The organism is Actinokineospora globicatena, from assembly GCF_024171945.1.
GTDB classification, from domain to species: domain Bacteria; phylum Actinomycetota; class Actinomycetes; order Mycobacteriales; family Pseudonocardiaceae; genus Actinokineospora; species Actinokineospora globicatena.
Genome location: NZ_JAMTCR010000006.1, coordinates 173,614 through 200,306, shown reverse-complemented (window position 1 = coordinate 200,306; position 26,693 = coordinate 173,614). Strand labels below are relative to the sequence as shown.

Genomic DNA, 26,693 nt, shown 5'->3' with positions numbered 1-26,693 from the left:
GTCACCCCAGCCAGGAACCACCCGGCGACGAGCGGGCCACATTCACCCGATCCCCGTACGCCGCGTCGATCAGCCGGACCCGGGGCGGTCCCCGGTCGCAGGCAGGTGCGCCGGATGGTCGAACCGGGTGGCACGCACGGCGAGCGGGCTGCGCCGTGTGGGCGACACCGGGGCCACTCGAACGGCCCAATACCGACAACCCCTATCCGTGAATTCAATACAATTGCTCGGTTCGGACCTCGTTGACGACCCCCAAGAAACCTGTTTCACTACCCCCGACCTGCCCGGGAAGACCGGCAGTAAAATCAATTATTGGGGGGATGTCTGATGAATTCGCCTCCAGTTGACCGATTAGCGGAAGAAGACCTCGGGAAAAGACCGGACAATGCCGAGCGGGCCCCCGGCCGACCGGTGTCCGAACAGGACGTGAACGAGGCGCTGGCCACCGCGGCGATCCAGGTGGCCCTGGACCAGGCGGGCGAGTCGGTCGCCACCGCGCGCACCCTGCTCCCCGGGGCGCGCGCCCGCGCCGAGGTCACCGACGCGCTGCTCGGCGCCGCGATCCGCTCGGTGCCGCGCTGGCACTTCGCGATGCTCAACGACCTCGAGCGCAACGACGCGTTCGCCGTCGCGCTGGAGCGGGTGGTGCCGCGCGGCGCGCACGTGCTCGACATCGGTTCCGGCACCGGTCTGCTGGCGATGATGGCGGTCAAGGCGGGCGCGGGCGCGGTCACCACCTGCGAGGTGAACCCGGTGCTGGCCGCCGTCGCCGAGCAGATCATCGCCGCGCACGGCCTGTCCGACCGGATCACCGTGGTGCCGAAGCTGTCCACCGACCTGGTCGTCGGCGTCGACCTGCCCAGGCGGGCGGACGTGGTCGTCTCCGAGATCGTCGACTGCGGCCTGGTCGGCGAGGGTGTCCTGCCCACCGTGCGGCACGCCCGCGAACACCTCCTCGAGCCGGGCGGGGTCCTGCTGCCCGAGTCCGCCGTGCTCTACGGGGCGCTGCTCGACAGCCAGGCCGTCGACGGCCTCAACCGCGTGCAGTCCGCGGCCGGGCTCGACGTGCGGCTGCTCAACGCGCTGGCCACCCGCGGCCACTTCCCGGTCCGGCTGCCCACCTGGCCGCACCGGCTGCTCTCGGCCTCGACCGAGATCGCCGGGTTCGACTTCGCCACCGGCGCGCTGACCGACGAGAAGGTCGTGGTCGACTTCGAGGTCACCGAGCCCGGCACCGCGCACGGTCTCGCGGTGTGGTTCGAACTGCGCCTCGGCGGCGGCATCGCGCTGCGCAACGCCCCGGACAACCTCGCCTCGCACTGGATGCAGGCGTTCGTGCCTTTCGCCGAACCGGTCGGCCACGCCGCCGGTGCGCGGCTCCGGATTGTTTTCTCCTGGACCGGCGGTCGACTATCCGCCAGGCAACTCGACTTCGTGCGCGCGGCGGAAGGAATATCGTGAACTTCGTCCCGAACCACACCCCCTTCGAGTTATCCGCTGAGCGGCTCCGCGAGTTGGCGCTGGACTACGCGAGCAGCCCGATCTACCTCGACAACGAGGAATGGGAGAATTCCGACAACCCGTACCGGCGGCAGCTGCGGCCGCAGATCATCAAGCACCTGGACTTCAGCGAGCCGCTCGCCGCCGACCAGGTGCTGGAGTACTCGGCGCTGGCCGCGAACCGGCTGCTGGCCGCGATCTACGAGACCGACCTGGTGTTCCTGCCCAAGAAGGGCTTCACCGAGGAGTCCTACGCGGACTTCCGCACCTTCTACAGCGCCACCAACCGGGCCCGCGGCGAGATGATCCGCCCCTCGCTCGAGCGGCACGTCTTCGGCTTCCTCGACGACGAGGTCGAGGTCAGCGGCTCGTGGACCAAGGAGAGCCTGGCCGCGTACCTGGGCAAGCTGGCCGAGCAGCCGGACTCGCCGTCGGCGAGCGAGAAGGCGGTCCGCGGGTCGAGCGACCCGAAGCGCGCGGCCCGCAACTGGCTGATCCAGATGGCGCCGGACTTCCTGTCCGAGGCCTCGCCGATGATCCGCAACGTGCTCGGCTACTACGGCCCGGTGCAGTCGGAGTGGTTCAAGGTCATCATCGACGAGTACGGCTACGGCGTGCACGAGACCAAGCACAGCACCCTGTTCGAGGACACGCTGACCTCCGTCGGGCTCGGCGCGGACCTGCACCGCTACTGGCAGTACTACCTCACCAGCAGCCTGGCGCTGAGCAACTACTTCCACTACCTCGGCAAGAACCACGAGCACTTCTTCCGCTACCTCGGCGCGCTGTACTACACCGAGACCACCCTGGTGCCCTGGTGCCGGCGCGCCGCGGACCTGCTGACCGAGGTGTTCGACGGCGAGGCCGACGTCCGCTACTTCACCGAGCACGTGCACATCGACACCCACCACGGCCGGATGGCGCTGGAGAAGCTGATCCTGCCCATCGTCGACCACTGCGGCGAGTCGGTGATCCCCGAGATCGTGCGCGGTTTCGAGGAGTTCCAGGTGGTCAACCGGATCGCCGACGAGGACTTCGCCGCGCAGGTGGCCTGGATGGACGCCGGGCCGGAGAACAAGCGGCTGCACGAGCCGGTGTGGGGCAAGGTCGAGGCGGGCGAGGTGACCGCGCCGGTCGCGCACATCGTGGAGCCGCACGGCGAGCTGTCCAACACCCACCAGCACGACGGCGACGAGCTGTGCCACATCGTGTCCGGCACGATGAAGTTCGTCAGCGGCTACGACTCGCACCAGATCCTGGAGGCGGGCCAGGGCACGGTGATCTGGCGCAACCGGCTGCACGGCGCGATCATCGAGTCCGACGAGTGCGTGTACGAGATCCACTCGGTGGGTGACTACCGCGCATGCTTGTCCTGACCTTCGCCGCCTCCGGGGTGGGCAACTGCGCCGAGGTCGGCGGCGTGCCCTACGTGTACGCGCGCACCGGCCGGGGCGCGTTCGTGGCGCCCGCGCGGTGCTCGCACCGGGGTGGCCCGCTGCACTTGGCCACCATCGACGCCAGCGGCAACCGGCTGCTGTGCCCGTGGCACGACCAACCGACCTCGATGACCAGGCTGCTGCGCAAGGGGATCCCGGCCGTGCGCAGCGGCAACCGGGTGACCGCCGTGTTCGCGGTGGCCGCCGACACCGAGGTGGTCACCAGCCACCGACCGCTCTCGCCCGACCTGTGCAGCGCGCGCCGCGCGGGCTGACCGGCTGACTGCAACACCGCGGGGCGGTCCGGTGTTCTCCACCGTGGGAGCACCGGTCCGACCCGGCCCACCAGGCAGTACAGCTCCACCGAGGCACCCGTTCCACCCCAGGTACAGCACGAGAGGCGCGGACATGTCGTACGCAGTGGGCATCAAGGAGTTCGTGGACACGGTGAACGCCGCGCTGCCCCCCGACTACTACACCTACCCGGTCGAGCGGCAGCGCGAGCTCTACGACTCGCTGACCGAGGCGCTGCCGATCCCGGTCCGCGACGCCGTGACCTGGCGCGATGTCACCGCCGAGCACGAAGGTCGCAGTGTCCGGTTGCGCATCTACGAGCCCGCCACGACCTCCGGCCCTGGGGTCGTGTTCTACGTCCGCGGCGGCGGTTTCGTCATCGGCTCGCTGCACAGCCACCACAGCCTGGTCGCCGAGATCGCCGACCGGACCGGCCTGGTGACCATCGCGATCGACTTCGGCATGGCGCCGGAGAACCCCGCGCCCGGCCCGGTGGAGGACTGCTACGCCGGGGTCAGCGCCGTGCTGGCCGACCCGGCCGCGTTCGGGCTGGACATCGACCCGGCGGCGGCCGTCGTGGCGGGTGAGAGCTCCGGGGCGAACATGGCCGTGGTGCTGTCCATGCTGGCCCGCGACCGCGGCGGCCCCGTGCTGCGCGGCCAGGCGCTGATCAGCCCGGTGCTCGACTTCACCCGCTGGCGGCACGGCGGCGAGGACGCGCCGCTGCTCTCCGGCGGCGAGATGGAGTACTTCGTGGCCTGCTACTGCCCCGAGGTGGACCAAGCCGCCGACCAGTACGTCTCGCCGTTGCTGGGCGGGAAGTTCCACGCGCTGCCGCCCGCCTACGTGGTCGGGTGCGAGAAGGACTCGTTGCGGGTGGACGCCGAGAAGTACGTGGAACTCTTGGAGCAGAACGACACGCCGGTGCGGTACGTGCTGGAGGCGGGCATGGTGCACGCGCCGGTCCGGGCCAGGGGGGTCAGCGAGCCCGCCGCCGACATGGTCCGCCGGTTCTGCGCCGCCGTGGTGACCCTGGCCGAGGGCAAGGACATCACCATCACAGACAGCACGGTCGCAGGCAGCACCGTCGCAACCAGCACAGACGCGGGCAGCACCGTCGCGGACGCGGAGGCCGCCGGTGTCTGAGCCGAGTGGACCGGCGGTCATCGTCGACCCGTACTCCTCCGGCGCCCTGTTCGCCTCGGCGCTGGCCGAGCGCGGGATCGACGTCGTCGCGGTGCTCAGCGCGGAGCGGCCGCCGGAGGCCTACGCGTCGTCCTACCAGCCGCGGGACTACCGAGACCCGATCGTCTACCGGGGCGACCTCAGCGAGGTCGTCGACCGGCTGCGGGCGCTCGACCCGCGGTGCGTGCTCGCCGGGTGCGAGTCCGGGGTGGAGCTGGCGGAGCGGTTGGCGCCGCTGGTGACCCCGGCGCGGGCGAACGTGGCGGGGTTGGCCGACGCTCGGCGGGACAAGTGGGCGATGGCCTCCGCTGTCGCCGCCGCCGGGATCCCGACCATCCCGCAGATCTGCACCGACGACGTGGACGAGGTCCGCGCGTGGCTGGTCGACACCGGGCTGGTCGGGGCGGACCTGGTGGTCAAGCCGCCGAAGAGCGCGTCGACCGACGGCGTGGTCAAGGTGGCGGGCGGCGTCGGGTGGGCCGACGTGTTCACCGCGAACCTGGGCCGGGTCAACCAGTTCGGCGAGGTGGACGACCGGTTGCTGGTGCAGCAGTACGTCACCGGGACCGAGTACGTCATCGACACGTTCAGCCAGGACGGGGTGCACGCGCTGGTCGACGTGTGCCGCTACCAGAAGGTGGACAACGGGCCGTACATGGCGGTCTACGACACCATGCGCTGGCTGCCGGAGACCGACCCGGAGATCCCCGGGCTGCTCGACTACGCGCGGCGGGTGCTCGACGCGGTCGGGGTCCGCTACGGCGCCGCGCACGTGGAGATCATGCTCACCGAGGGCGGTCCGCTGCTGATCGAGCTCGGCGCGCGCCCGCACGGCGGTGGTCAGCCCCGGTTCAACCGGATCGCCACCGGTGACAGCCAGATCGACCGCACGGTGCGCAGCCTGGTCGGTGAGCCGGTGTCCGAGACCTACCGGTTGGCGCGGCACCAGACCTGCGTCTTCCACATCGCGCCCGCGTCCGGCACGGTGCACGGGGTGTCGGCGCTGGACAAGGTGCGGGACCTACCGAGCCACCACTTCTCCATCCAGAACCTGACCGAGGGCGGCCCGGTGCAGGCGACGCGGAACCTGGTGGACAGCCTGGAGTTCGGCTTCGCGATCCTGTCGCACCCGGACGCCGAGCAGGTCGCGGCGGACTACCAGGTTATCCGCGGCCTCGAGCGGGAACTGGTGATCACCAGCGACCAGCCCGCGCCGATCGGCTGAGCGGGGCCGTGGTCAGCACGACGTTCGTGGTCAGCGCACTGCTGGTGATCATGACCCCGGGACCGGACCTGGCGCTGCTGACCCGGTTGCTGCTCACCCACCGGCGGCAGCGCCCCGCGGTGGCCGCCGCGCTCGGCATGGTCGTGGCGGGCGCGGCGCACCTGGTCGTCGGCGCGCTCGGCCTCGCCGCGCTGGTGGCCACCCGACCCGGGCTGTACACGGCGTTCTGCGTGGCGGGGGCGGGCGTGCTGCTCGTGATGGCCGGGTTCGCGCTGCGCTCGGCGCTGTCCCCCGCCGCGCCACAACGCGACCTCACGGCGCCGCCACCGGGACGGGCGTTCCTGCAAGGGTTCCTGTGCACCGGCACGAACCCGAAGGTCGGCCTGTTCATGATGGCCTTCTTACCGCAGTTCATCCCGCGCGGCACCGACCCGGTCGCGGGGCTGACGCCGTTGGCGGTCGTGTACCTCGGCTTGGTGATGGGGTGGCTGCTGGTGTGGATCACGTTGGTGCGCAAGCTGTCCACCCTGCTGCACACCCCGCTGGCGCTGCGGATCACCGACGGGATCGTCGCGGTCGTGTTCACCGTGTTCGCTGTGCGGACGCTGATCACCACCTGATCGGGCCGCGTTCGGCGCACGGGGCCGCGCTCGCGGTGCCGCCGGTGTAGGTTCCGGCCATGACCCGAGTCAACCTGGCGGAGGCGTGGCCCGACGGTTTCCGCGCCCTGTACGCCTTCCACAGCACCATTGTCGAGTCCGGGCTCGACCCCGTGCTCATCCAGCTGATCTTCACCCGCGCCTCCCAGCTCAACGGCTGCGCGTTCTGCCTCGACATGCACACCCTCGACGCCCAAGCCGCGGGCGAGACCCCCCAGCGCCTCCTGCTCTTGGACGCCTGGCGGGAAACCGACCTCTACACCGAACAGGAGCGCGCCGCCCTCGCCCTGACCGAGTCCATCACCGACCTCATCGGCACCCACGTCCCCGACGACGTCTACGCCGAGGCCGCCCGCGTCTTCGACGAGCCCACGCTGGCCAAGGTCATCATGACCGCCACCCTCATCAACGCCTGGAACCGCACCGGCATCACCCAACGCAAGGCGGCCGGGCAGTACAAGCCCCAACCCCGCCGCTGACCCTCCACAGAGGACAGTAGCGACGCCTGGTCGCGGACGCCGTGACCGGGAGAGTCTGTCGACTGCGGTGACGCCCGGACCGAGACGCCTCCGGTGGCGGCTCACCGGGCGAGAACTCGATCAAGGGCGCACGCGGCGACTGTCCGGACCAGACGCGGCGACTCACTGGGACACGCAGCGGCCGCCTCAGGCCAGACGCGACAAGCGACAGCGCCACCCGGATCGCCGACCGAGGCCCCGAAGGCTCCCCATCCGAGCAGCTGCCGTGGTTGCGCCGAGCGAGAAATCACCCGCGACCACAGCCCACCCACGCCCGCCACGACCGCTCCCGACCATGATCAACTCGCGTGGTGGGGCCCACCCTCCCGGGGTCTGAGGTCCCACGTTCGAGCATAGCGAAATCGGGGGCTTGTCAAGAGGGCCGCGGGTGGGCTGTGGATGGTCGCGGGGGTTGTGGACAACTCGGAAGCGGCTGGTCGGGTGGGCCGAGTTTCCACCAAGTCAGCGTGTGGACAGGTCGAGAGTGGCCGGTCAGGCGAGCCGGGTCACACCAGGCCGCGCTCACGGGCCAGGACGCCTGCTTGGAAGCGGGAATCGGCGCCAAGGGTGCGCATGATGGTGGCTACGTGGCGGCGGTAGGTGCGGACGGAGACGCCGAGTTTGCGGGCGGCGGTGTCGTCGGTGTGGCCCTGGCCGAGCAGGGCGAGGATCTCCTGGTGGAGTTCGGCGCCCGCGAGCGGGTCGAGTGGGGTTCGGTGGTGGGCCAGGGCCGCCGCGCGCCAGCCGGTGGTGAACAGTTCGCGGGCGGCGGAGACGACGCCGCTGTGGCGCAGGACGGCGGCGGGGGCGTCGTCGGCGAGGGTCGGCGGGAAGACCGCGATGCGGTGGTCGACGACGATGGCGTCCGGCAGGCCCCTGGCCGCGTACTGGACCTCGATGGCGCGCTTGCCCGGGTCGACGACGGCGAGTTCGGCCGCGGCGTAGGCGTTGTCCCGCGCGCACAGCACCTGCACCGACACCCCTCGGTCGGCGACCTCGGCCAGCAGGGCGACGGTGGCGCGGGGCGTCAGCGGGAGCACCCCGTCGCGCCACAGGACGGCGACGTGCACGCGGGCGGCGCGGACGACGTCCTCGGCCCGCCGCAGGGCCGGTAAGCCGCGCGCCAACATCCCACTAGTCATCAATCCCCCAGTTGAAGACCCGTGCCGGAACAGCGTGAAACGGATGCGCGCGTGGTCGTGCGAACACCCCCCGAAACACATCGTGGCACGGCCGCGCACCGGGGGTCAACGACTTCCGAACAACGGCGAGAAGTCAGCGGATATCACCATTTGCCGCAATTCCCACCGCCCTGACCTGCGACAACAGTGCCAATTCGGCCGAAAGGGCCGCACCGTCGACCAGGTGGCGAACATCGCCGCAAAACCCCCGAACGGGCGTTGCCCACCGGAACTGATCACTGCCCGCGCACGGTGCTCCGCCCCGGTTTACCCGGTACGCGCGGGTCGCCGAGTGGCATCGGGCAAATACCGGATCGGCAAATCACCCGAACGGAGCAATATCGGGGTCGGTGGTTCAGCGGCGGCCACCGGTGGCACTTGGTGGGTGATACCGAGTGGGGTGATGGCAGGTGCGCAAGAAGTGGATCGGGATCGTCGCCGTTATCGTGCTGGTGGTGGCGGCGGGCGCCGTGGGCGTCGGGGCGTCCGGCTGGTTCTCGCCGGGCACCGACACCGTCGACCGCAGCCAACCCGCCGTGCTGCAGGCCGTGCGCGACCTCAGCGAGTACCACGCCGCGGCCGGTGACTACCAGGTCGTGGTGGACATCGAGAAGGACGTCCGCTACGTCCCCGCGGAGATCGCCGGGTCGCGCACGCTGTTCGTCGCGGCGGGCAGCGTCGACGCGTTCGTCGACTTCCGGAACCTGGCCGACAACGCGCTCACCGTCGACCAGCAGGCCAAGACGGTGCAGGTGCGGCTGCCGAAGGCGCAGTTGGGCAAGCCGAACCTGGACAACCAGCGCAGCTACCTGTTCCGGCAGGACAAGGGGTTGTTCGACCAGCTCAGCGCGCTGGTGAGCGCCCCGCAGGACCAACGCGAGTTCTACGTCGCGGCGGAGCAGCGCATCAGCGAGGCCGCGCAGAAGTCCGGTCTGACGCAGCGGGCGGAGAAGAACACGCTCGCGATGCTGACCGGCATGTTCACCGCTTTGGGCTATCGGGTCGTCCAGGCCCCGAAGCCCTAGGCCGAGGCGCACGGCCCCCGGCAGTACCTGGCCGGGGGCCGTGCGTTTCGTGTGACGGGTCAGCGCAGGACGCGCGGGTCCGCGTGCAGCCGGTCGGTGAGCCGGATGGTGATGAACTCGTTGTTGTCGGGCTTGCCGGGGGTGCGGCCGGAGGAGAACGGGAAGTTGTTGTCGTTCAGCACACCCAGCGTGCGGTCGTCCAGGACCACGACGTCCTCGATGGTCTGGAACGGGAAGGTGAACGGGTCGGCGAACCCACCGACGCGGCGCGGGTTGGCCAGGTTCACCAGGTCCGCGACCAGCACCTTGTCGAGCTTGCCGTCCCGGTCGCGGTCGCGCTTGTCGAGCAGGTAGACCTTCTTGACCTTGGCGTCCACGCCCTGGCCGCCGTCGCGCTCGATGACCAGGAACCGGTCCTTGTCGACCGCGGTGAGGTCGCCGATGGCGTGGTTGGGCTGGTCGAGCTGGTAGGTCCACCGCTTGCCGGTGTACGCGCCCGAGCCGAGGTCGAACTCGTTGAGCCGCAACGTCCCGGCGGCGTCACCGGCGACGGTGCCCTCCAGCAGCGCGTAGAGCGTGCGGCGGTCCGGGGAGATCGCCAGACCCTCGTACCCCTTGCTGCCGCCCAGGTTCGGCGTGCCCGCGGGGTTCTCGGGGGCGAACACACCGGGCAGCGGGACCGGCGGGGCGAGCAGCCTGCCCGCGCGGTCGAAGTGCAGCAGGTACGGGCCGAACTCGTCGCCGATCCAGTAGCTGCCGTCCGCGGCCCGCACGATGGACTCGACGTCGAAGTCGGACCCGGTGAGCACGCGGTCGGGCCGGGTGAGCGCGAACGGCACCTTCCGGTTCGGGTCGGTCAGGTTGACGCCGCCGAGCACGTCGACCGCGCCCTGGCCGAAGTCCGGGGCGATCCGGTGGATCCGCAGCACGAAGTCGCCACTGTTGGCCTTGGTGCCGTAACCGTTGTCGGACAACACCTCGAACGTGCCGTCACCGTTGCGCACGATGCCGCTGAAGCCCTGCACCGGCTGGTCGGCGAACGGCGGGACGACGCCGTTGACCGGGGTGGTGCCCAGCGCGGCGCCGGACGGGTCGCTGGCGGAGACGAAGGTCTCCGCCGGTAGGGCGGCGAACGCGGTGAGCGTCGCCTGGCCGAAGCCCCGGCCGTGGTCCGGTGTCGCCGAGCTGGGCATGCCCGCCAACACCCCCGCGGCGAGCACGGTGGCCCCGATGGCCGCGTACGCCACTGTTCTGCGCATAGCCCCTCCTTCTCCCGAGTCCCCGATCCGGGCAGAAAGCTATGCAGTCCAGGTGAACGCCGCGTGGACGCCGCGCTCACGGCGCCCAACGCCGCTGCTCAGGTGTTCTGACCGCCGTCGATGGTCAGCACGGTTCCGGTGATGTGTGCGCCACCGGGACCTGCGAGGTGGACCACGGTGGCGGCGATGTCGTCGGCGGTGCCGTAGTGCCCGACCACGCTGGTGGCCAACTGCTCGGCCGCGTCCGGGCTGCTGGCCGGGTTCATGTCGGTGTCGGTCGACCCGGGCTGCACCAGGTTGGCGGTGATCCGCCGGGGCCCGAGGTCGTGCGCGAGGCCCTTGGTGAACCCGACCAGCGCCGACTTGCTCATCGAGTACAGCGCGAGGCCGGGGCTGGTGACCCTGTCGGCCAGGTTGCTGCCGATGGTGATGACCCGGCCGCCGTCGCGCAGCACCCCGAGCGCGGCGCGCGTTCCGGTGAACACCGCGCGGATGTTGACGTCGATGATGTCGTCGATGTCCTCGTCGCTGGTCTCGGCGACCGGGCCGTAGCGGGCGATGCCCGCGTTGTTGACCAGGATGTCGAGCCCGCCCAGGTCGGCGGCGGCCGCGAGCACGGCGGCGTCGACCGCGCCGCGCTCGGTCGCGGGGGCGTGCACCGCGACCGAGCGCACCCCCAGCGCGGACACCTCGGCGACGACCTTGGCGGCTTGTTCTGCCGAGGTGTTGTAGGTGATCGCGACGTCGGCGCCCGCCCGGCCGAGGTGGCGCGCGATGGCCGCGCCGATCCCCCGGCTGCCACCGGTCACCAGCGCGACCGCGCCAGCCAGCTGTCCCCGCGGCTGTCCCCGGTCATCCATCCCCATCGCCGTGCTCCCTAATTGTGCATCGAACGTTGCTTAATCAGCCTGCCGCAGTAGCATCGGCGCTGTCAACCGCGAGGAGGCGTGATGCCGGGACCCGGTCGGCCGCGCGAGTTCGACCGCGACGCGGCCCTGCGCACAGCCATGCGCCTGTTCTGGGAGCGCGGCTACGAGGCGGTGTCGATCGCCGACCTGACGGCCGCGATGGGCATCGGCACGCGCAGCCTCTACACCGCGTTCGGCAGCAAGGAGCGGCTGTTCCGGGAGGCCATCGACCTCTACAACGGCACGGGCACCGCGGACGGCTTCTACGCCGCGCCCACCGCGTGCCAGGCGGTGGAGCGGATGCTGCGCGCACGGGCGGCCGCCTACGCCGAGCCCGACACCCCACCCGGCTGCATGGTGGTGCTCGCGGCGACCAACATCAGCGCGGCGAACGACCCCGTGCGCACGCTGGTGACGGACATCCGGGCGCGGGACCGGGCCGACCTGGTGGCCAGGTTGAGCGAGGCGCACGCCCGCGGCGAGTTCACCACGGCACCGGAGGCGGTGGCCGACTTCTACCTTTCAGTCCTTTATGGAATGTCCGTGCGGGCGCGGGACAACGCCTCCACCACGCAGCTGGTGGCGGTGGTTGACGCCGCGATGGCCGCCTGGGACGCGGTGACGCGCAGGTAGCGGCCCTGTCGATCACATCGTGGGAACGCGGGTACCACTGGTTGAGCCACCGCGAACCTGTTTCCGGCAACCGGTTTCGCCGAGTACACATGCGGGTGCGCGGTCAAGGGGCTCCCATCGCCGCCCGCGATGTGGGAGTGCCATTCAGTGCGTGGGACCGGGCGTGGGATCGCGGTTAGCGTGGCTGTGCTGATCCGCTTTTCCCCCGCTGGAGGCACACTCGTGTTCGGGAACCCCGTACGTCTCTTATCCGCCACCGGACTCGTCCTGGTTCTCGGACTGGCCGCCGCCTGCGGCACGGCCCCCGCCGCGAGCGGTGGTGGTGACGCGGGACCGCCACGCGCGGGCGGCACGCTGCGGTTGGGGATCTCGTCCAACCCGGACTGCCTTGACCCGCAACAGGTCGGCACCAACGCCGCGCTGAACGTGGGCCGCCAGCTGGTCGACTCGCTGACCGACCAGGACCCGGGCAACGGCAAGATCACCCCCTGGCTGGCGGAGAAGTGGGAGGTCAACGCGGACTCCACCAGCTTCACGTTCTCCCTGCGCAAGGGGGCGACGTTCTCCGACGGCACCCCCGTCGACGCGGCCGCGGTCAAGGCCAGTTTCGACGGCATCAAGGCGATCGGGCCGAAGGCGCAGCTGGGCAACGGGTACCTCGCGGCGTACAAGAGCGCCACGGTCGTCGATCCGAGCACGGTGCGGCTCGACTTCTCAGCCCCGAGCGCGCAGTTCCTGCAGGCCAGCTCGACGATGTCGCTCGGCGTGCTGGCGCCGTCGGCCTACCAGAAGACCCCGGAGCAGCGGTGCCAGGGCGACGGTCTGGTCGGGTCCGGGCCGTTCGTGTTCGAGAGCTTCAAGTCCAACCAGCAGATCGTGATCAGCAAGCGCAAGGGCTACGCCTGGGGCTCGCCGCTGTGGAAGCACACCGGTGAGGCGTACCTGGACAAGGTGGAGTTCCGGATCGTGCCGGAACCCGGCGTGCGCACCGGCAGCCTCGCCTCCGGTCAGCTCGACGCGATCACCGACGTGCAACCGGTCGACGAGCCGCAGTTCGCGGGCAACGGGTTCACCGAGCCGGTGCGGGCCAACCCGGGCATCGTGTTCAACCTGCACGCGAACGTCACCCGCGGCGTGCTCAGCGACGTGAAGGTGCGCCAGGCGGTGCTCAAGGGCGTCAACCGCCAGGAGGTCACCGACACCGTGCTGACCAAGAACTACAAGCCCGCGTCGAGCATCCTCGGCTCGGCCACCCCGCTGCACCTGGACCTGTCCAAGGAACTCGCCTACGACCCCGACGGCGCCAAGAAGCTGCTCGACGAGCAGGGCTGGGCGCCCGGTCCGGACGGCATCCGGGTCAAGGACGGGCAGCGGCTGACCGCGAAGATCGTGTTCTCGCTGGTGTTCAACCAGAACCAGAGCGTGCTGGAGCTGGTGCAGCAGCAGTTGCGCAAGATCGGGTTCGACCTGCGGATCGAGCAGCGGACCACTGCGGAGACCACGCAGCTGACGCTGGCCGGGGACTACGACTTCATCTGGTACAACACGACCCGGGCCGACGCGGACATCCTGCGGCAGTTGTTCTCCACCAAGGCGGGCAACCGCAGCAAGCTCGCCGCGGGCAACCCGCTCGACGCCACGCTGGACGCGCAAGCGGCCACAGTGGACGACGCCACCCGCAAGCCCGCCGTGGAGCAGGCGCAGCGGGTGATCATCGAGCAGGCGTACGCGGTGCCGGTGTTCGAGCTGACCCAGGTGTGGGGTCTCGGCCCGAAGACGCACGACGTGGCGTTCGAGGCGTCCTCGCGGATGCGGCTGTTCGACGCCTGGCTCGCCGGATGACGAACGGGATACCGCGCCGCCTGGCGCAGGCGGTGGTCGTGCTGTGGGCGGCGTTCACGCTGTCCTTCGTGATCCTCTACCTGCTGCCGGGCGACGCGGTGCTCGCCAAGCTCGGCGGGGGTGACGGCGGCTCGACGCTGACCGCGGCGGACGTGGCCCGCGAGCACGCCGCCCTCGGTCTGGACGACCCGGTCGTGGTGCAGTACGGCAAGCGCCTGCTCGCCGCCGTCCAGGGCGACTTCGGCCGGTCCATCGCGAGCGGCGAGGACGCGACCACGCTGGTGCTCAACGCGTTGCCCTCCACGCTGTCGATCACCGGGCTCGGTCTGCTGTTCGCGGTCGTCTTCGGCGGTGCGATCGCGATCCTGGGCACGTACACGCGGTCGCGGTGGCTCAGCCAGTTCCTGGCGTCGTTGCCGCCGCTGGGCAACTCGCTGCCGACGTTCTGGGTGGGGCTGGTGCTGATCCAGATCTTCTCGTTCAACCTCGGCTGGGTACCCGCGCTGGGGTCGGACGGGTTCTCCGCGCTGGTGCTGCCCGCGGTGACGCTGGCGCTGCCGACGGGGGCCATCATCGGCCAGGTGCTGGCCAAGAGCCTGCGCACCCAGCTCGACGAACCGTACGTCGAGGTGGTGCTGGCCAAGGGCGCGAGCCGAGCGCGGGTCCACTTCGGACACGTGCTGCGCAACGCCGCGCTGCCCGCGCTGACCCTGGTCGGGGTGCTCGCGGGGAACCTGCTGGCGGGTTCGGTGATCACCGAGTCGGTGTTCTCCCGCGACGGCATCGGGCGGGTCACCGCGTCGGCGGTCAGCGCGCAGGACATCCCGGTGGTGCAGGCGGTGATCGTGCTGGCCGCGCTGTTCTTCGTGGTGCTCAACCTCGCCGTCGACCTGCTCTACCCGGTGCTCGACCCCCGGCTCGCCGGTCGGGTCACGGCGAAGGCCCAGTCCAGAGGCAAGGCGGTGTCCGGTGTCTAGTGTCGCCACCCCGAGCGCGGCCAGGCGGGAGGCCGGGTTCTACCTGCGCCGACCCGGACTTGTGCTGTCGGTAGCGGTGATCCTGCTCGTGCTGTTGTGGGCGGTGGTCCCGGAGTTGTTCACCGCGCACGACCCCATTGCCGGTGTGCCCGCCGAGCGGTTGCAGGGCCCCTCGGCGGCACACCTCTTCGGCACCGACGAGACCGGGCGGGACGTGTTCGCCCGGGTCGTGCACGGCGCCGCCTTGTCCCTGCGGGCAACGGTCCTGTCGGTGCTGGTGTCGCTGATCGCGGGCGCCGCGCTGGGCCTGCTGGCGGGCAGTCGCGGCGGGTGGGTCGACTCGCTGGTGATGCGGGTGGTCGACGTGCTGCAGTCGGTGCCGTCGATCCTGCTGTCGCTGGCGCTGGTGACCGCGCTGGGCTTCGGCACCACCAACGTCGCGATCGCCGTCGGGGTGGCGAACCTGGCGACGTTCGCGCGGCTCATGCGCGCCGAGGTGCTGCGGGTGCGCACAGGCGTTTTCGTGGAGGCCGCGCGGGCGGCGGGGGTGCGCTGGACCGGGGTGCTGGCCAGGCACATCCTGCCCAACTCGCTCGGACCGGTGCTGGTGCTGGCGACGCTGACCTTCGGCACCGCGGTGCTGGAGGTGTCCGCGTTGAGCTTCCTGGGCTACGGCGCGACGCCGCCGACGCCGGAGTGGGGGTCGCTGGTGGCCGGTGGGCGCGGGTTCCTGGCCACCGCGTGGTGGATGACGACGTTCCCGGGGTTGACGGTCGCGGCCGTGGTGCTGGCCACGAACCGGGTGTCCCGGGCGCTCGACGGTGAACGGAGGCTGGTGTGAGCGCGCTGCTGGAGATCCGCGACCTGGTGGTGTCCTACCACACCCGGTCCGGGGTGGTGCCCGCCGTGCGCAAGGCGGACCTGACGGTCGCGCCGGGCGAGATCGTGGCCGTCGTCGGCGAGTCCGGGTCGGGCAAGTCCACCACCGCGCACGCCGCGATCGGGTTGCTGCCGCGCGGCGGGCGGGTCGAGTCTGGGTCGATCACCTTCGCCGGGCGGGAGCTGACCGGGCTCTCGGACAAGCAGTGGCAGGGGCTGCGCGGCACCGACATCGCGCTGGTGCCGCAGGACCCGACGGTGTCGCTGGACCCGGTGCGGCGGGTCGGGGAGCAGGTCGCCGAGGTCCTGCTGGTGCACCGGTTGGCGCCCAGGCGAGCGGCGGCGGCCGAGGCGATCCGGTTGCTGCGGTCGGCGGGCATCCCGGAACCGGAGCGCCGGGCGCGGCAGTACCCGCACGAGCTGTCCGGCGGGCTGCGGCAACGGGTGCTGATCGCGATCGCGCTGGCGGGCAGGCCGCGGCTGATCATCGCCGACGAGCCGACCAGCGCGCTGGACGTCACGGTGCAGCGCGAGATCCTGGACCACCTGGAGGGGTTGGCCGTCGAGTCCGGCACCGCGGTGCTGCTGATCACCCACGACCTCGGGGTGGCGGCCGACCGCGCGGCGCGTGTCGTGGTGATGTCCCAGGGCGAGGTCGTGGAGACCGGGTCGACCAGGGAGATCCTCACCGCGGCGAGCCACCCGTACACCCGTGAACTGCTGGCGGCCGCGCCGAGCCTGGCCAGGGAACCCCTGCGGCCCCGACGGGATGCAGGCTCGGACGTGCTGCTGGCGGTGACCGGTGTCGCGAAGTCGTTCGACGGCAAGACCAAGGTTGTCGACGACGTGTCGTTCACCCTCACCCGCGGCCGCACCCTGGCCCTGGTGGGCGAGTCCGGCTCCGGCAAGACGACGACGGCCCGGGTAGTGGTCGGCCTGGAGGCGCCGACCGAGGGCACGGTGACCTTCGACGGCAACGACATCACCGCGCTCGGCCGGGAAGATCTACGGCTGTTGCGGCGGCGCTTCCAGCTCGTCTACCAGAACCCGTACGCCTCGCTCAACCCCCGGTTCACCATCGAGGAGATCGTCACCGAGCCGTTGCGCGCCTTCGGGGTCGGCTCCCCCGCCGACCGCCGCGCCCGGGCCGCCGAACTGCTCGACCAGGTCGCCCTCCCGTCGGGGATGCTGGCCCGCAAGCCCGCGGAGCTCTCCGGCGGGCAACGGCAGCGCGCGGCGATCGCCAGGGCGCTGGCGCTGCACCCGGACCTGCTGGTGTGCGACGAACCGGTCTCCGCGCTCGACGTCTCGGTGCAGGCCCAGATCCTGCGCCTGCTCGTGCGGCTGCAGGAGGAGTTGGGGCTGACGTACCTGTTCATCACGCACGACTTGGCCGTGGTGCGGGAGATCGCCGACCACATCGCGGTCATGCGCGGTGGTTCGGTCGTCGAGTACGGCCCGGCGGACGCGGTGCTCACCGCCCCGACGGCGCAGTACACCAAGGAGTTGCTCGCGGCCATCCCCGGTGCGGTCGCACCGGACCCGATCCGCTGAGGCGTAACGCCCCGAGCCCGCCCGACGACAGCTAGTGATGATCGACAGTGCGCGATCCCGGGTGTCCGCCCGGGGTTGGACGTCGGTGCTGGCAGGGGTCGCCGGGCGGTTCGAGCGGACCGAGCAGCGCCTGGTCGCGGTGACCGCCGTGCTCGCGGCCGCGCTCGTGCTGCTGGGGTTCCTCGGGCAGTCGGCGGTGCGCGACCGCGAGGCGCTGCTCGACGACGCGGTGCACCGGGGCAACACGCTCACCGGCGCGGCGCTCGACGTCTACCGGGCGCTGGCCGACGCGGACGCGACCTCGCTCAACGCCGTGGTGGTCGAGCCGCACCGGGTCAGCGCCGAGCGCAAGCGCTTCCGGGAGGACCTGTTCGACGCGGCGGACGCGCTGCGGGTGGCGGCCTCCCTCACCCCCGCGGGCCCGTCGGCCGACCGGGTGCGCGACCTGGCGGACCGGCTGCCGGAGTACTCGCGGCTGGTCGAGTCCGGGTGGCGGCACAGCGCCGTCAGCCAGCCCGTCGGCACGTCCTACCTCGCGCAGGCCTCGCACCTCGTGCGCGGCGACCTGCTGCGGCTGGCCGGTGAGCTGCACCGCGAGCAAGCGGCCGCGTTGACCGAGGCGCAGTCAGCGGCCGGGCGACCACCGTGGGAGGTGTTCGCGGTCGGCGCGGCGACCCTGGTCCTCTTCGTGCTGGCACAGCGGTACCTGGCCCGCCGGACGCGGCGCAGGTTCAACCGGGGGCTGGTGCTCTCGACCGCGCTGGTGCTCGCCTCGCTGGTCACCGTGGGGATCTCGGTCACCGTGGCCGCCGGGCACGCCGGCGCCAGCGTGCGCGAGTTCGACACCGTCGTCGCGCCGTTGGCCAAGGCCCGCAACCTGGCCAGGGAGGCCGACGGGGACGAGGTGCGGATCCTGGTGTTCCCGAAGGTCGGCGACGTCGCCAGCCTGCGCGACGGCCTCGCCGCGCTCGACGAGCAGGTCAGCGCGGCGGGCAGCGGCGGCGGTGACCGGCAGCGGATCGACCGGGCGGCCACCGCGCTGCTGTCCTGGCGGGCGGCGGTGCGGCCGCTGATCGAGCCGGGCGGCGCGCCGCTGACCTACCAGCAGATGTCCGGTCTGGTCATCGGCACCGACCAGGCCGCGCACGCCCAGCAGTTCGACGAGGTCCTCACCGACGCCATCACCTGGCACAGCACCCACGCGGCCACCAGCACGGCCACGGCGAGGGGCGCGCTGACGAACATCGACGCGGTGTTCGTGGTGTGCGCCACCCTGGCCCTGCTCTCGCTCGGCTGGGGGCTGTGGCCGCGGATCCGGGAGTACTACTGATGCGCACCCCCGCCCCCGTTCGCGCTGTCCTGCTGGCCCTGACCGCGGTGCTGGTCGCCGCGGGGTGTGGAGCCGTGGAGCCCGCGCCGCGACCGAACCGGTCCGCGCCGGTGATCTGGCCGGAGGGCTACACCGAGCCCGCGGTGCACTCGCCGCCGGTGCGGGCCTGCCCCGATCCCGGGCGCAGCCTGAGCCCGGCCGGTCTCGAGCAGGTGCGGACCCCGACGCTGAACCGGATCCGCAACGAGGACAAGCGCTTCGTGGTGGGGGTGAGCCAGACCGCCCCGCTGTTCAGCCGCCGCGACCTCGCCACCGGTGAACTCGTCGGCTTCGAGGTCGACATCGTCCGCCGGATCGCCCGGGAGCTCTTCGGCGAACCCCTCCAGCCGGACGACTCCCGCCTGCGCCTGGTGACGATGCCGACCGGGAGCCGCCTGTTCGCCGTGGACACGGCCAAGAACCGGGAGGCGCGCAAGCAGCGCCCGGAACTCGGGGAACTCCCCAACCTCGACATGGTCATCGCCGATGTCAGCATCACGTGCGGGCGGGTCGACACCTACGGGTTGCGCTACTCCGCGCCGTACCTGACCACCACCACCGGTCTCATGGTGCGCACCGGGGACCACCACGGCGTCAACTCGCCCGACGACCTCGGCGGCCGCAAGATCTGCTCCGGCACCGCGACCACCAACAGCGACGAGATGATCGAGTTCCGGGACCGGCAGCGCGCGGCTGGCAAGTCCGAGGTCGTCCCGGTGTCGGTGAACGACACCAGCGAGTGCCTGATGCTGCTGCAGCGCGGGCTCGTCGACGCGATCTACACCGACGTGCTGATCCTGGAGGGCTTCCGGCTGCAGGACCCCACGACCGTCCTGCTCGACTACCGCGCCCCCAGCACGGGTGAGGCGGGCATCGCCTTCAGCGACGAGGACCAAGACCTGGTGCGGTTCGTCAACGGCGTCCTGGACCGGATGCGCGCGGACGGCAGCCTCGCCGCGGCCTACGAGAAGTGGTTCGGCACCGTGCCCGGCCGCAAGCCCATCCCCGCCTCGCGCTACCTGGACCCCTGATGCGGCCATGATGTACCTGTGCCACCCACGCGGCTGACCGCTGTCTCCGACCTGCCCGCCGATCCCCTGGTGCTGTGGAGCGCCCAGGGGATGCGGCCGGGGGTACGCGCCTGGCGCGACGGCGACGCGGTGGTCGTGGCCTGCCCGGACCTGTCCCGGCGGCACCGGCTCGCGGTGCACGGCACCGGCGGGCGGCTGCTCGGGCTGGTGCGGCACGCGCTGGCCGAGGTCGGCCCGGAGTACCGGCCGCTCGGCGACGCGGACGCGGTCACCGAGGTGGTGGCGGCGTTCCCGGAGATCGAGCTGCTCGACCGGTTCTGGTGGATGGACACCAGCGACCGCACCGGGTTCCGCGGCGGCGCGAGCTGGCTCGGCGCCGACGCCGTCCCCGAGGTGCGGGCGCTGCTCGACACCGAGTACCCCGGGTCGTACGCGCGACCGGGCGGCACCGGGATCCGGCGCTGGGCCGGGGTGCGCGACGAGCACGGCGCCCTCGTCGCGGCCGCCGCCGACGCCTGGTCCGCGCCGGAGGTCGGGTTCCTCGCCGGGGTGGTCACCGCCCCGGCCGCGCGCGGTCGCGGGCACGCCGCGGCGGTGTGCGGGCTGGTGGTGGACACGCTGGTCGCCAGGACCGGCCGGGCCGCGCTCATGGTCGACTCGTGGAACGACGCGGCCCGCACGCTCTACACCAAGCTGGGCCTCACCGCCCGGCCCATCGCCGCGGCCGCCCACCGGTCCTTTGTGGACCAACCGCTGGACTGACCCCCGGTCACACCGGGGCCCGGTCACGGGTGCGCGCCACCACCGAGGCGCAGGCGATGCCGAGGACGAGCTCGCTGACCATGGCCGTCACGATCCCGCTTGGCGGCAGGCCGTCCGCGACGATGCCGATCAACCGCCCCACCCCGTAGGCGAGGAAGAAGCCGGTCCCCACTAGGGCAGCGAACCTGGTCAGGGTGGGCTTGAAAGCGCCGCGCATGATGACCGCGCCCGCGATCAGGACGGCGGCACCGCCTGCCCTGACCTCGCTGACGTTGCCGGGATCGGTGGCGGCGGCAAGGCCGCTGAGCTCGTGGAACCCGACGGGGACGAACAGCAGGGCACCACCGATGACGACGGCGACGAGACCGGCGATGGCGAGGATGACCTTGTTCACGACCGGCTTGGTCACGGCAGGCCCGTTGGACGCGGCTGGCCGCTTGGTCACGACTGGCTCCTTGGTCACGGCTGGCTCCTGAAGGCGGCGGCGCAGAACTCGCTGAAGTCGCGCGGCTCGCGGCCGAGGGCCTCGCGGACGCCGTGGGTGACCGAGGCGTTGCGGCCGTCGAACACCTCGGCGCACAGGGCGGTGACGATCTCCGCGTACTCCGGTCCGACCGCCTCGACGAGCGCGGTGTTGAACTGCTCCAGGGTCACCGGCAGGTACCGGACCTCGCGGCCGGAGGCGGCGCTGATCTCGGCGGCGGCCTCGGCGAAGGTCAGCAGGCGGGGGCCGGTGACCTCGTAGACCTTGCCCGCGTGCCCGTCCTCGGTGAGCGCGGCGACCACGACGTCGGCGATGTCGTCGACGTCGACCAGCGGCTCGGCGAGGTCACCGGCGGGGAGCGCGAACACGCCGTCGAGCACGGAGTCGCGCAGCGCGCCCTCGCTGAAGTTCTGCGCGAACCAACTGGCCCGCACGATCGTCGTGTCCACTGTGGATGCCCGGACGATCTCCTCGCACACGCCCGCGTTGTGCTCGCCCCGGCCGGACAGCAGCACCAGCCGCTCGACGCCCGCGGCGGTCGCGAGTTCGGTCAACCGCTCGATCGCGGCGGGGGCGCTCTTGGCGGCCAGGTCGGGGGCGTAGGTGATGTAGACGGCGCTGGCACCCGCGAGCGCTGGGGCCCAGGTGTCGGGCTCGGTCCAGTCGAACCGCGGGGTGGTGCCGCGGGCGACACCGGTGGCCGCGACGCCCCGGCGCTCCAGGCCGCGCAGCACGCGGACCCCGGTCTTGCCGGTGGACCCGATGACGAGAATGGACATCGAACGCTCCTCGCTGTTGTAGGTAGCGTCCAGTCTTGGGGCGTCTCGCTGGACGTTCAATGACGATGCGTCCGCGCTTCTGTGCCGATCGTCCAGAACGGGTGGACGACCGGCATACTGGTCACATGCCGAGCAGCCCGACCCGCGACCTCCCCGAGAGCACCGACCTGCTCGGCGAGGTGCTGCACCTGCTGCGCCTCACCGGCACGCTCTACTGCCGCGCCGAGCTGACCGCGCCGTGGGGGGTCGACGTGCCGGACCTGCCGGAGTACATGATCTTGCAGGTCGTGACGTCCGGCGAGGCGTGGCTGGAGGTGGCCGACGGCGAGCAGGTGCGGCTCCCGCAGGGCAGCCTGACGCTGCTGCCGCACGGGTCGGCGCACCGGTTGCGCAGCGCGCCGGACGCGGCGGTCGAGCCGCTGTTCGACCTGGAGGTGACCAGGGTCAGCGACCTGCTCGAGACGATGACCTACGGCGGGGGTGGCGCGCCGAGCCAGGTCACGTACGCGGTGATGCGCTTCGACCACGTCGCGGCCCAGCGGCTGCTCGCGCAACTCCCCACGGTGCTGTACCTGCGCTCACTCGACGACGACTGGGTGCACAGCACGCTCAACCTCATCACCCGCGAGGCCGCCACCCCGCGCCCCGGCGGCGAGACCGTGCTGACCCGCCTGGCCGACGTCCTGGTCATCCAGTCCATCCGCGCCTGGCTCGACACCGCCCCCGAGGCCCGCCTCGGCTGGCTCGCCGCCCTCCGCGACCCCCACATCGGCCGCGCCCTGCTCGCCATCCACCGCGCCCCCGAACACCCCTGGACCGTAGCCACCCTCGCCACCACCGCAGGCATGTCCCGCTCCACCTTCTCCGCCCGCTTCACCACCCTCGTCGGCGAACCCCCCATGCACTACCTCGCCACCTGGCGCCTAGGCCTAGCCCGCCTCCACCTGGCCACCTCTCCAGCCCCCCTCCACGCCATAGCCCGCCGCTACGGCTACACCTCCGAAGCCGCCTTCTGCCGAGCCTTCAAACGCACCTTCGGCACCTCCCCCGGCGCCGCCCGCCAACCCATGCCGCTGCCTGGTCAACCTTCCTGATCACCTGCGGGGCGAGTTGCTGGCGGCCGGCTGTTCTTGGGGTGGGGTTGTGCGTTGAGCTGGGGATCTTTGGTTGGGGGTGGCTCAATTTTCCGTCTTATGGGTGACAGAAGTTATCCACATGTGGATCTCTGCGGGGGCTTGTTCAAGATCCACTGTCGGGGGGTCCCGGTAGACTGGCCCAGGGACGCCCCCCGGAGAGGGTGGGGGCCGGGCAGGGGGTTGCCTGCGCGCGCGGGCGCGAGGCGGCTCGGTGGAGCGGGGGGCGCGAAGCGATCTCGTTGGCGCGGGCGCGAAGCAGGCGCGGCGGTGCGGGAGTAAGCGAGCGCGGCAGCGCTGAGAGGCAAAGCGGTCTCGGTCGCGCAAGGGATGAAGCGAACGCGGCAGCCCGGGGGGCGAGGCGATCTAGGTCGTGTGAAGGCGAGGCCGCGCAGCAAGGCGAGGGATGCGGGGGGCGAAGGGGAACCGGCTGGCCGGTGGCGCGAAGTGGGCTTGGTAGAGCGGAATCGGGGGCGTGGGGGCGCGAAGCGGGGTCAGTTGGGCGAGGGACTCCTCGGGCACGCGAGGGGAGTGGGGCTGGGCTCAAGCAAGCCCGTGAGCGCAGAGCGGCTTCACGACGCGAGCGCTAGGCAGGCGCGGCAAGGCCGTTGGGCAATAGCTCCACTGTGGACAGAAACGACCGCGCGGCCGGAGCTCCCGATGAGGGAGTCCGGCCGCGCGGGGCAACAAGAGTGGCGCGGGTTAGAGGTGGAAACGGCTGACCTGGCTCTGGAGTTCGGCTGAGAGGCGGGAGAGGTCGTCGAGGACCTCGGTGGTCTTGGTGACCGTGCCGGTGGTGTTCCCGGCGCTCTCGGCGACGCCGCCGATGTTGGCGGCGATCTCGGAGACACCGGCGGACGCCTCGCCGACGTTGCGGTTCATCTCGGTGGTGGTGGCGGTCTGCTCCTCCACCGCCGAGGCGATGGTCAGCTGGAAGTCGTTGATCCGGCCGATGATCTCGGAGATCTCGTCGATGGCGTTCACCGCGTTCGCCGTGTCGGCCTGGATCATCTCGACTCGGCGCGAGATGTCCTCAGTGGCCTTGGCGGTCTCCTGGGCCAGGTCCTTGACCTCGTTGGCGACGACGGCGAAGCCCTTGCCCGCGTCACCGGCCCGGGCGGCCTCGATGGTGGCGTTGAGCGCGAGCAGGTTGGTCTGCTCGGCGATCGAGGTGATGACCTTGACGACGTTGCCGATCTCCATCGACGACTCGCCGAGCTTCGCGACGGTCCCGTTGGTGGCGGCGGCGACGGACACGGCCTGACCGGCGACACCGGCGGCCTCGTTGGCCGACTGCGCGATCTCCTTGATCGACGCCGACATCTCGTCCGCGCCGGTGGCCACGGTCTGCACGTTCAGCGCGACCTGGTCCGCGGCGGCGGTGACGACACCGGCCTGCGCGGAGGTCTCCTCGGCGGACGCGGTGACCTGGCTGGACATGTCGGCCATCTGCTGGGTGGAGGCCTTGAGCGAGCCGACACCGCGGGAGATGGTGCCGACGATGGCGCGGGTGCCGTCGGTGGCCTTGTTGAGCGCGGCGGCCATCCGGCCGACCTCGTCCTTGGAGCGGACCTCGACGCGCTGGGTGAGGTCGCCGTCGGCGACGGCCTCGAGGGCGGCGGACAGGCCGCGCATCGGCTTGGTGATCGAGCGGGTGATCAGCACGCCGACGCCGAAGGAGATGACCAGGCCCGCGCTGAGCAGCACGACCGCGAGGGTGATGCTGGTGTCGCGCTCGGCGCTGACCGACTCGATCTCGGTCAGGGTGCGCTTGCGCTCGGACTCGAGCATCCGGGCGGAGACCTCGTTGAACTTGACCAGCAGCGGCAGGGCCTCGGTGTTGAACGCGTCGACGCCGGTCTTGGCGTCACCGCTCATCGCGGCGGGCATGACCTTCTCGCCGAGGACCTTGCCGAACGCGGCGCTGGCGGCGTTCCACTCGTCGATGAGCCCCTGGTCGAAGGTGCCGCGCTCCTGGTAGCTCTTGTACGCGGCGAACGACACGTCGATCTTGGCGTTGGCCTCGGCGAGGATCTTCTGCGCCTCGGCCGGGTCGCCGACCGCGGTGGCCAGCAGCATGTACAGGGTGCCGCCCGACCCGGCCGCGTTGAGCGTGTTCAGGTCGTTGAGCGCGGCGACGTTGTTGTCGATGCGCTTGGTGGCGTCCGCGGCGGAGTTCAGCGCGAAGACGCCGACGAGCCCGACGGCGATGGTGACCAGCGTCGAGAAGACGACCACAGAGAGGATCTTGGTGCTGAGCGAGCGGTTGGCGAACACCCCTCGCACGCCTCCTCGGCCCGCGACAGCGGGATCAGCGGTGGTGGTCTCGGTCATGTCCTTGGCGCCCTTCGTCGAGTCCTGCCGCGGCGGCCGTCGAGCGGGCGCGCACCAGCGCACCGACCCCGGCCAACCCCGCGTTGGGTCCAGCTGCAACGGACACCTCATCGACCCCCACCGAGGTCAACTGACCAAATCGGACCACTCGTTCGAGTGAGAGGTTCGCGTGTCGCCTGATCAGGTCACACCGGTATCCCACCGCGCGCGGGCGTGTTGTGGTGAGGAGTGCGGACCACCCGCGGACACCGCGGACACCCGGGCCCGCCGACGCCGCCACGGCGAGAGGAGCCTGACGATGCGCCCCAACTCCCCCATGACGATGGTGCTGCCCGAGCAGCAGGTCCGGGACCGGGTGCACCAGCTGGTGCCCGAGCTGTGGAGCACGCTCGGCGACCTGGTGCGGCACCGCTCGGTCGCGACCACCCCCGCCCCGCCGCTGGCCGACACCGCCGAGGTGGTCGCCGAGCTGTTCCGCGCCGCGGGCCTGCGCACGGCCAAGGTGGAGACGATCACCCACGGCGGGAAGACGTCCGCGCCGATGGTGGTCGCCGACGAGGTCGCGCACACCGCGGTCGCCACGGTGCTGCTCTACGCGCACTACGACGTGCAGCCCGCCGACGCGTCCAAGTGGACGACCAAGCCGTTCGAGCCGACCGAGAAGATGGACGAGAACCACGACATGCGCCTCTACGGGCGCGGCGCGGCCGACGACAAGTCCGGCGTGATGATGCACCTCGGCGCGATCAAGGCGCTGCTCGGTGACCGGGGCCAGCTGCCGCTCAACATCAAGCTGGTCATCGAGGGCGAGGAGGAGGCGGGCAGCAGCGTGCTGGAGTCCTACCTCGCCGAGCACCCCGACGACCCCCGGTTCCACGCCGACCTGGTCATCGTCGCGGACGCGGGCAACGTCGAACGCGGCGCGCCGACGCTGACCGAGACGCTGCGCGGGATCGTGGCCGCCGAGGTCACCGTCGAGACGCTGGCGGGCAAGGCGCACAGCGGCATGTTCGGCGGCCCGGTGCCGGACGCGTTCATGGCGCTGGTGCAGATCCTGGCCACGCTGCAGGACCGCAAGACCGGCGACGTGGCCATCGCGGGCCTCACCCAGTTCGACCACGCCTGGCCGACGGTCACCGAGGCGACCTACCGCCGCGACGCCGGGGTACTGCCCACGACCAGCCTGATCGGGTCCGGCACCATCGCCAAGCTGCTCTACGGCAAACCGTCGGTCAACGTCGTCGGGCTGAGCGGGCTGCCCCTGGTCAGCGGCTCGACGAACGTGCTGTGCCCGAAGGCCAAGGCCAGGGTGAGCCTGCGCCTGGCCCCGAACCAGGACGCCGGGGAGGCGTACGCGGCCCTGGAGGCGCACATCATGGGGGCGGCGCCGTGGGGCCTGAAGCCGGTGGTCAAGCGGATCGCGTCGGGCTCGGGGTTCGTCTCGGTCCCCGGCGAGCACAGCGACGACATCGAGCGCGCGCTGCTGGAGGCGTACCACGCGACGTCGGTGGCCAGGGCCGGTCAGGGCGGGTCGATCCCCCTGGTCAACGCGCTCCAGGCCGCCAACCCGGAGTCGGACATCGTCCTGTGGGGCTGCGAGGAACCCACCACCCACGCCCACGGCGCCGACGAGAGCGTCAGCCAGTCCGAACTCGAACACATGACCCTCGCCGAAGCCCTCCTCCTCCGATCGGTGATGAGCCCGATCCCGATCCAGCCCAGCTAG

24 protein-coding genes are annotated in these 26,693 nt (G+C 71.4%); 18 read left to right on the top strand and 6 right to left on the bottom strand.

Annotation, left to right across the window (positions count from 1 at the left end; translation table 11 throughout):
* Nucleotides 1–327 precede the first annotated feature (327 nt).
* From LV79_RS28505 to LV79_RS28475, 7 genes are all read left to right on the top strand, one after another.
* Nucleotides 328–1,461, top strand: a complete 1,134-nt coding sequence (locus tag LV79_RS28505) for a class I SAM-dependent methyltransferase (protein WP_253841372.1) — start codon at nt 328–330, stop codon at nt 1,459–1,461.
* Nucleotides 1,458–2,876: an iron-containing redox enzyme family protein gene (locus tag LV79_RS28500; RefSeq protein WP_253841371.1), complete on the top strand. Its 1,419-nt coding sequence runs from the start codon at nt 1,458–1,460 to the stop codon at nt 2,874–2,876. The genes LV79_RS28505 and LV79_RS28500 overlap by 4 nt, the downstream gene beginning before the upstream one ends.
* Nucleotides 2,864–3,211, top strand: coding sequence for a Rieske (2Fe-2S) protein (locus LV79_RS28495; protein WP_253841370.1), 348 nt, complete (start codon nt 2,864–2,866; stop codon nt 3,209–3,211). The genes LV79_RS28500 and LV79_RS28495 overlap by 13 nt, the downstream gene beginning before the upstream one ends.
* Before the next feature lie 133 nt (nt 3,212–3,344).
* Nucleotides 3,345–4,376 (top strand): alpha/beta hydrolase, encoded by a 1,032-nt coding sequence (locus LV79_RS28490; RefSeq protein ID WP_253841369.1) that lies wholly within the window; start codon nt 3,345–3,347, stop codon nt 4,374–4,376.
* Nucleotides 4,369–5,640 carry an ATP-grasp domain-containing protein gene (locus LV79_RS28485; protein ID WP_253841368.1) on the top strand — a complete coding sequence of 424 codons (1,272 nt, stop codon included), beginning with the start codon at nt 4,369–4,371 and terminating at the stop codon, nt 5,638–5,640. Before LV79_RS28490 ends, LV79_RS28485 begins: the two co-directional genes overlap by 8 nt.
* A gap of 8 nt (nt 5,641–5,648) precedes the next feature.
* Entirely contained in the window at nt 5,649–6,260 is a 612-nt protein-coding gene (locus LV79_RS28480) for a LysE family translocator (protein ID WP_253841367.1), read from the top strand.
* 59 nt (nt 6,261–6,319) lie between these two features.
* On the top strand, nt 6,320–6,778 hold the full coding sequence (locus LV79_RS28475) for a carboxymuconolactone decarboxylase family protein (protein WP_253841366.1): 459 nt from the start codon (nt 6,320–6,322) through the stop codon (nt 6,776–6,778).
* A 545-nt stretch (nt 6,779–7,323) separates the two neighbouring features.
* Here LV79_RS28475 and LV79_RS28470 read toward each other — a convergent pair.
* The gene (locus LV79_RS28470) at nt 7,324–7,959 is read right to left on the bottom strand and encodes a helix-turn-helix transcriptional regulator (RefSeq protein WP_253841365.1); all 636 of its coding nucleotides are present in this window, start codon (nt 7,957–7,959) and stop codon (nt 7,324–7,326) included.
* A gap of 449 nt (nt 7,960–8,408) precedes the next feature.
* Between LV79_RS28470 and LV79_RS28465 the strand changes: the two genes are divergently transcribed.
* Nucleotides 8,409–9,023 (top strand): DUF4230 domain-containing protein, encoded by a 615-nt coding sequence (locus tag LV79_RS28465; RefSeq protein ID WP_253841364.1) that lies wholly within the window; start codon nt 8,409–8,411, stop codon nt 9,021–9,023.
* 59 nt (nt 9,024–9,082) lie between these two features.
* Here the strand turns inward: LV79_RS28465 and LV79_RS28460 are convergent, their stop codons facing one another.
* Nucleotides 9,083–10,282 carry an esterase-like activity of phytase family protein gene (locus tag LV79_RS28460; protein ID WP_253841363.1) on the bottom strand — a complete coding sequence of 400 codons (1,200 nt, stop codon included), beginning with the start codon at nt 10,280–10,282 and terminating at the stop codon, nt 9,083–9,085.
* Nucleotides 10,283–10,380: 98 nt separating this feature from the next.
* Nucleotides 10,381–11,148 (bottom strand): SDR family oxidoreductase, encoded by a 768-nt coding sequence (locus LV79_RS28455; protein ID WP_253841362.1) that lies wholly within the window; start codon nt 11,146–11,148, stop codon nt 10,381–10,383.
* An 84-nt stretch (nt 11,149–11,232) separates the two neighbouring features.
* Between LV79_RS28455 and LV79_RS28450 the strand changes: the two genes are divergently transcribed.
* From LV79_RS28450 to LV79_RS34675, 8 genes are all read left to right on the top strand, one after another.
* Nucleotides 11,233–11,823, top strand: coding sequence for a TetR/AcrR family transcriptional regulator (locus tag LV79_RS28450; protein ID WP_253841361.1), 591 nt, complete (start codon nt 11,233–11,235; stop codon nt 11,821–11,823).
* A 222-nt stretch (nt 11,824–12,045) separates the two neighbouring features.
* Nucleotides 12,046–13,665, top strand: a complete 1,620-nt coding sequence (locus tag LV79_RS28445; protein ID WP_253841360.1) for an ABC transporter substrate-binding protein — start codon at nt 12,046–12,048, stop codon at nt 13,663–13,665.
* Nucleotides 13,662–14,642 carry an ABC transporter permease gene (locus LV79_RS28440; RefSeq protein ID WP_253841359.1) on the top strand — a complete coding sequence of 327 codons (981 nt, stop codon included), beginning with the start codon at nt 13,662–13,664 and terminating at the stop codon, nt 14,640–14,642. The genes LV79_RS28445 and LV79_RS28440 overlap by 4 nt, the downstream gene beginning before the upstream one ends.
* Nucleotides 14,635–15,483, top strand: a complete 849-nt coding sequence (locus tag LV79_RS28435; protein ID WP_253841358.1) for an ABC transporter permease — start codon at nt 14,635–14,637, stop codon at nt 15,481–15,483. The genes LV79_RS28440 and LV79_RS28435 overlap by 8 nt, the downstream gene beginning before the upstream one ends.
* Nucleotides 15,480–17,075, top strand: coding sequence for a dipeptide ABC transporter ATP-binding protein (locus LV79_RS28430; protein WP_253841357.1), 1,596 nt, complete (start codon nt 15,480–15,482; stop codon nt 17,073–17,075). Before LV79_RS28435 ends, LV79_RS28430 begins: the two co-directional genes overlap by 4 nt.
* Before the next feature lie 61 nt (nt 17,076–17,136).
* Nucleotides 17,137–18,405 (top strand): GlnX family signal transduction membrane protein, encoded by a 1,269-nt coding sequence (locus tag LV79_RS28425; protein ID WP_253841356.1) that lies wholly within the window; start codon nt 17,137–17,139, stop codon nt 18,403–18,405.
* Nucleotides 18,405–19,475, top strand: coding sequence for a transporter substrate-binding domain-containing protein (locus LV79_RS28420; RefSeq protein ID WP_253841355.1), 1,071 nt, complete (start codon nt 18,405–18,407; stop codon nt 19,473–19,475). Before LV79_RS28425 ends, LV79_RS28420 begins: the two co-directional genes overlap by 1 nt.
* Before the next feature lie 18 nt (nt 19,476–19,493).
* Complete coding sequence (locus LV79_RS34675; RefSeq protein ID WP_253841354.1) at nt 19,494–20,237, top strand: GNAT family N-acetyltransferase; 744 nt, start codon at nt 19,494–19,496, stop codon at nt 20,235–20,237.
* Nucleotides 20,238–20,244: 7 nt separating this feature from the next.
* Here LV79_RS34675 and LV79_RS28410 read toward each other — a convergent pair whose 3' ends face one another.
* Together LV79_RS28410 and LV79_RS28405 are read right to left on the bottom strand one after the other, a co-directional pair.
* Entirely contained in the window at nt 20,245–20,700 is a 456-nt protein-coding gene (locus LV79_RS28410; protein ID WP_253841353.1) for a DUF4345 domain-containing protein, read from the bottom strand.
* Nucleotides 20,697–21,500 (bottom strand): NmrA family NAD(P)-binding protein, encoded by an 804-nt coding sequence (locus LV79_RS28405; protein ID WP_253841352.1) that lies wholly within the window; start codon nt 21,498–21,500, stop codon nt 20,697–20,699. The genes LV79_RS28410 and LV79_RS28405 overlap by 4 nt, the downstream gene beginning before the upstream one ends.
* A gap of 125 nt (nt 21,501–21,625) precedes the next feature.
* Here LV79_RS28405 and LV79_RS34165 point away from each other — a divergent pair, with 125 nt between their 5' ends.
* On the top strand, nt 21,626–22,594 hold the full coding sequence (locus tag LV79_RS34165) for an AraC family transcriptional regulator (protein WP_285470345.1): 969 nt from the start codon (nt 21,626–21,628) through the stop codon (nt 22,592–22,594).
* Nucleotides 22,595–23,335: 741 nt separating this feature from the next.
* Here LV79_RS34165 and LV79_RS28390 read toward each other — a convergent pair.
* Nucleotides 23,336–24,967 (bottom strand): methyl-accepting chemotaxis protein, encoded by a 1,632-nt coding sequence (locus LV79_RS28390; RefSeq protein ID WP_253841351.1) that lies wholly within the window; start codon nt 24,965–24,967, stop codon nt 23,336–23,338.
* 298 nt (nt 24,968–25,265) lie between these two features.
* Here LV79_RS28390 and LV79_RS28385 point away from each other — a divergent pair, with 298 nt between their 5' ends.
* On the top strand, nt 25,266–26,693 hold the full coding sequence (locus tag LV79_RS28385) for a M20/M25/M40 family metallo-hydrolase (protein ID WP_253841350.1): 1,428 nt from the start codon (nt 25,266–25,268) through the stop codon (nt 26,691–26,693).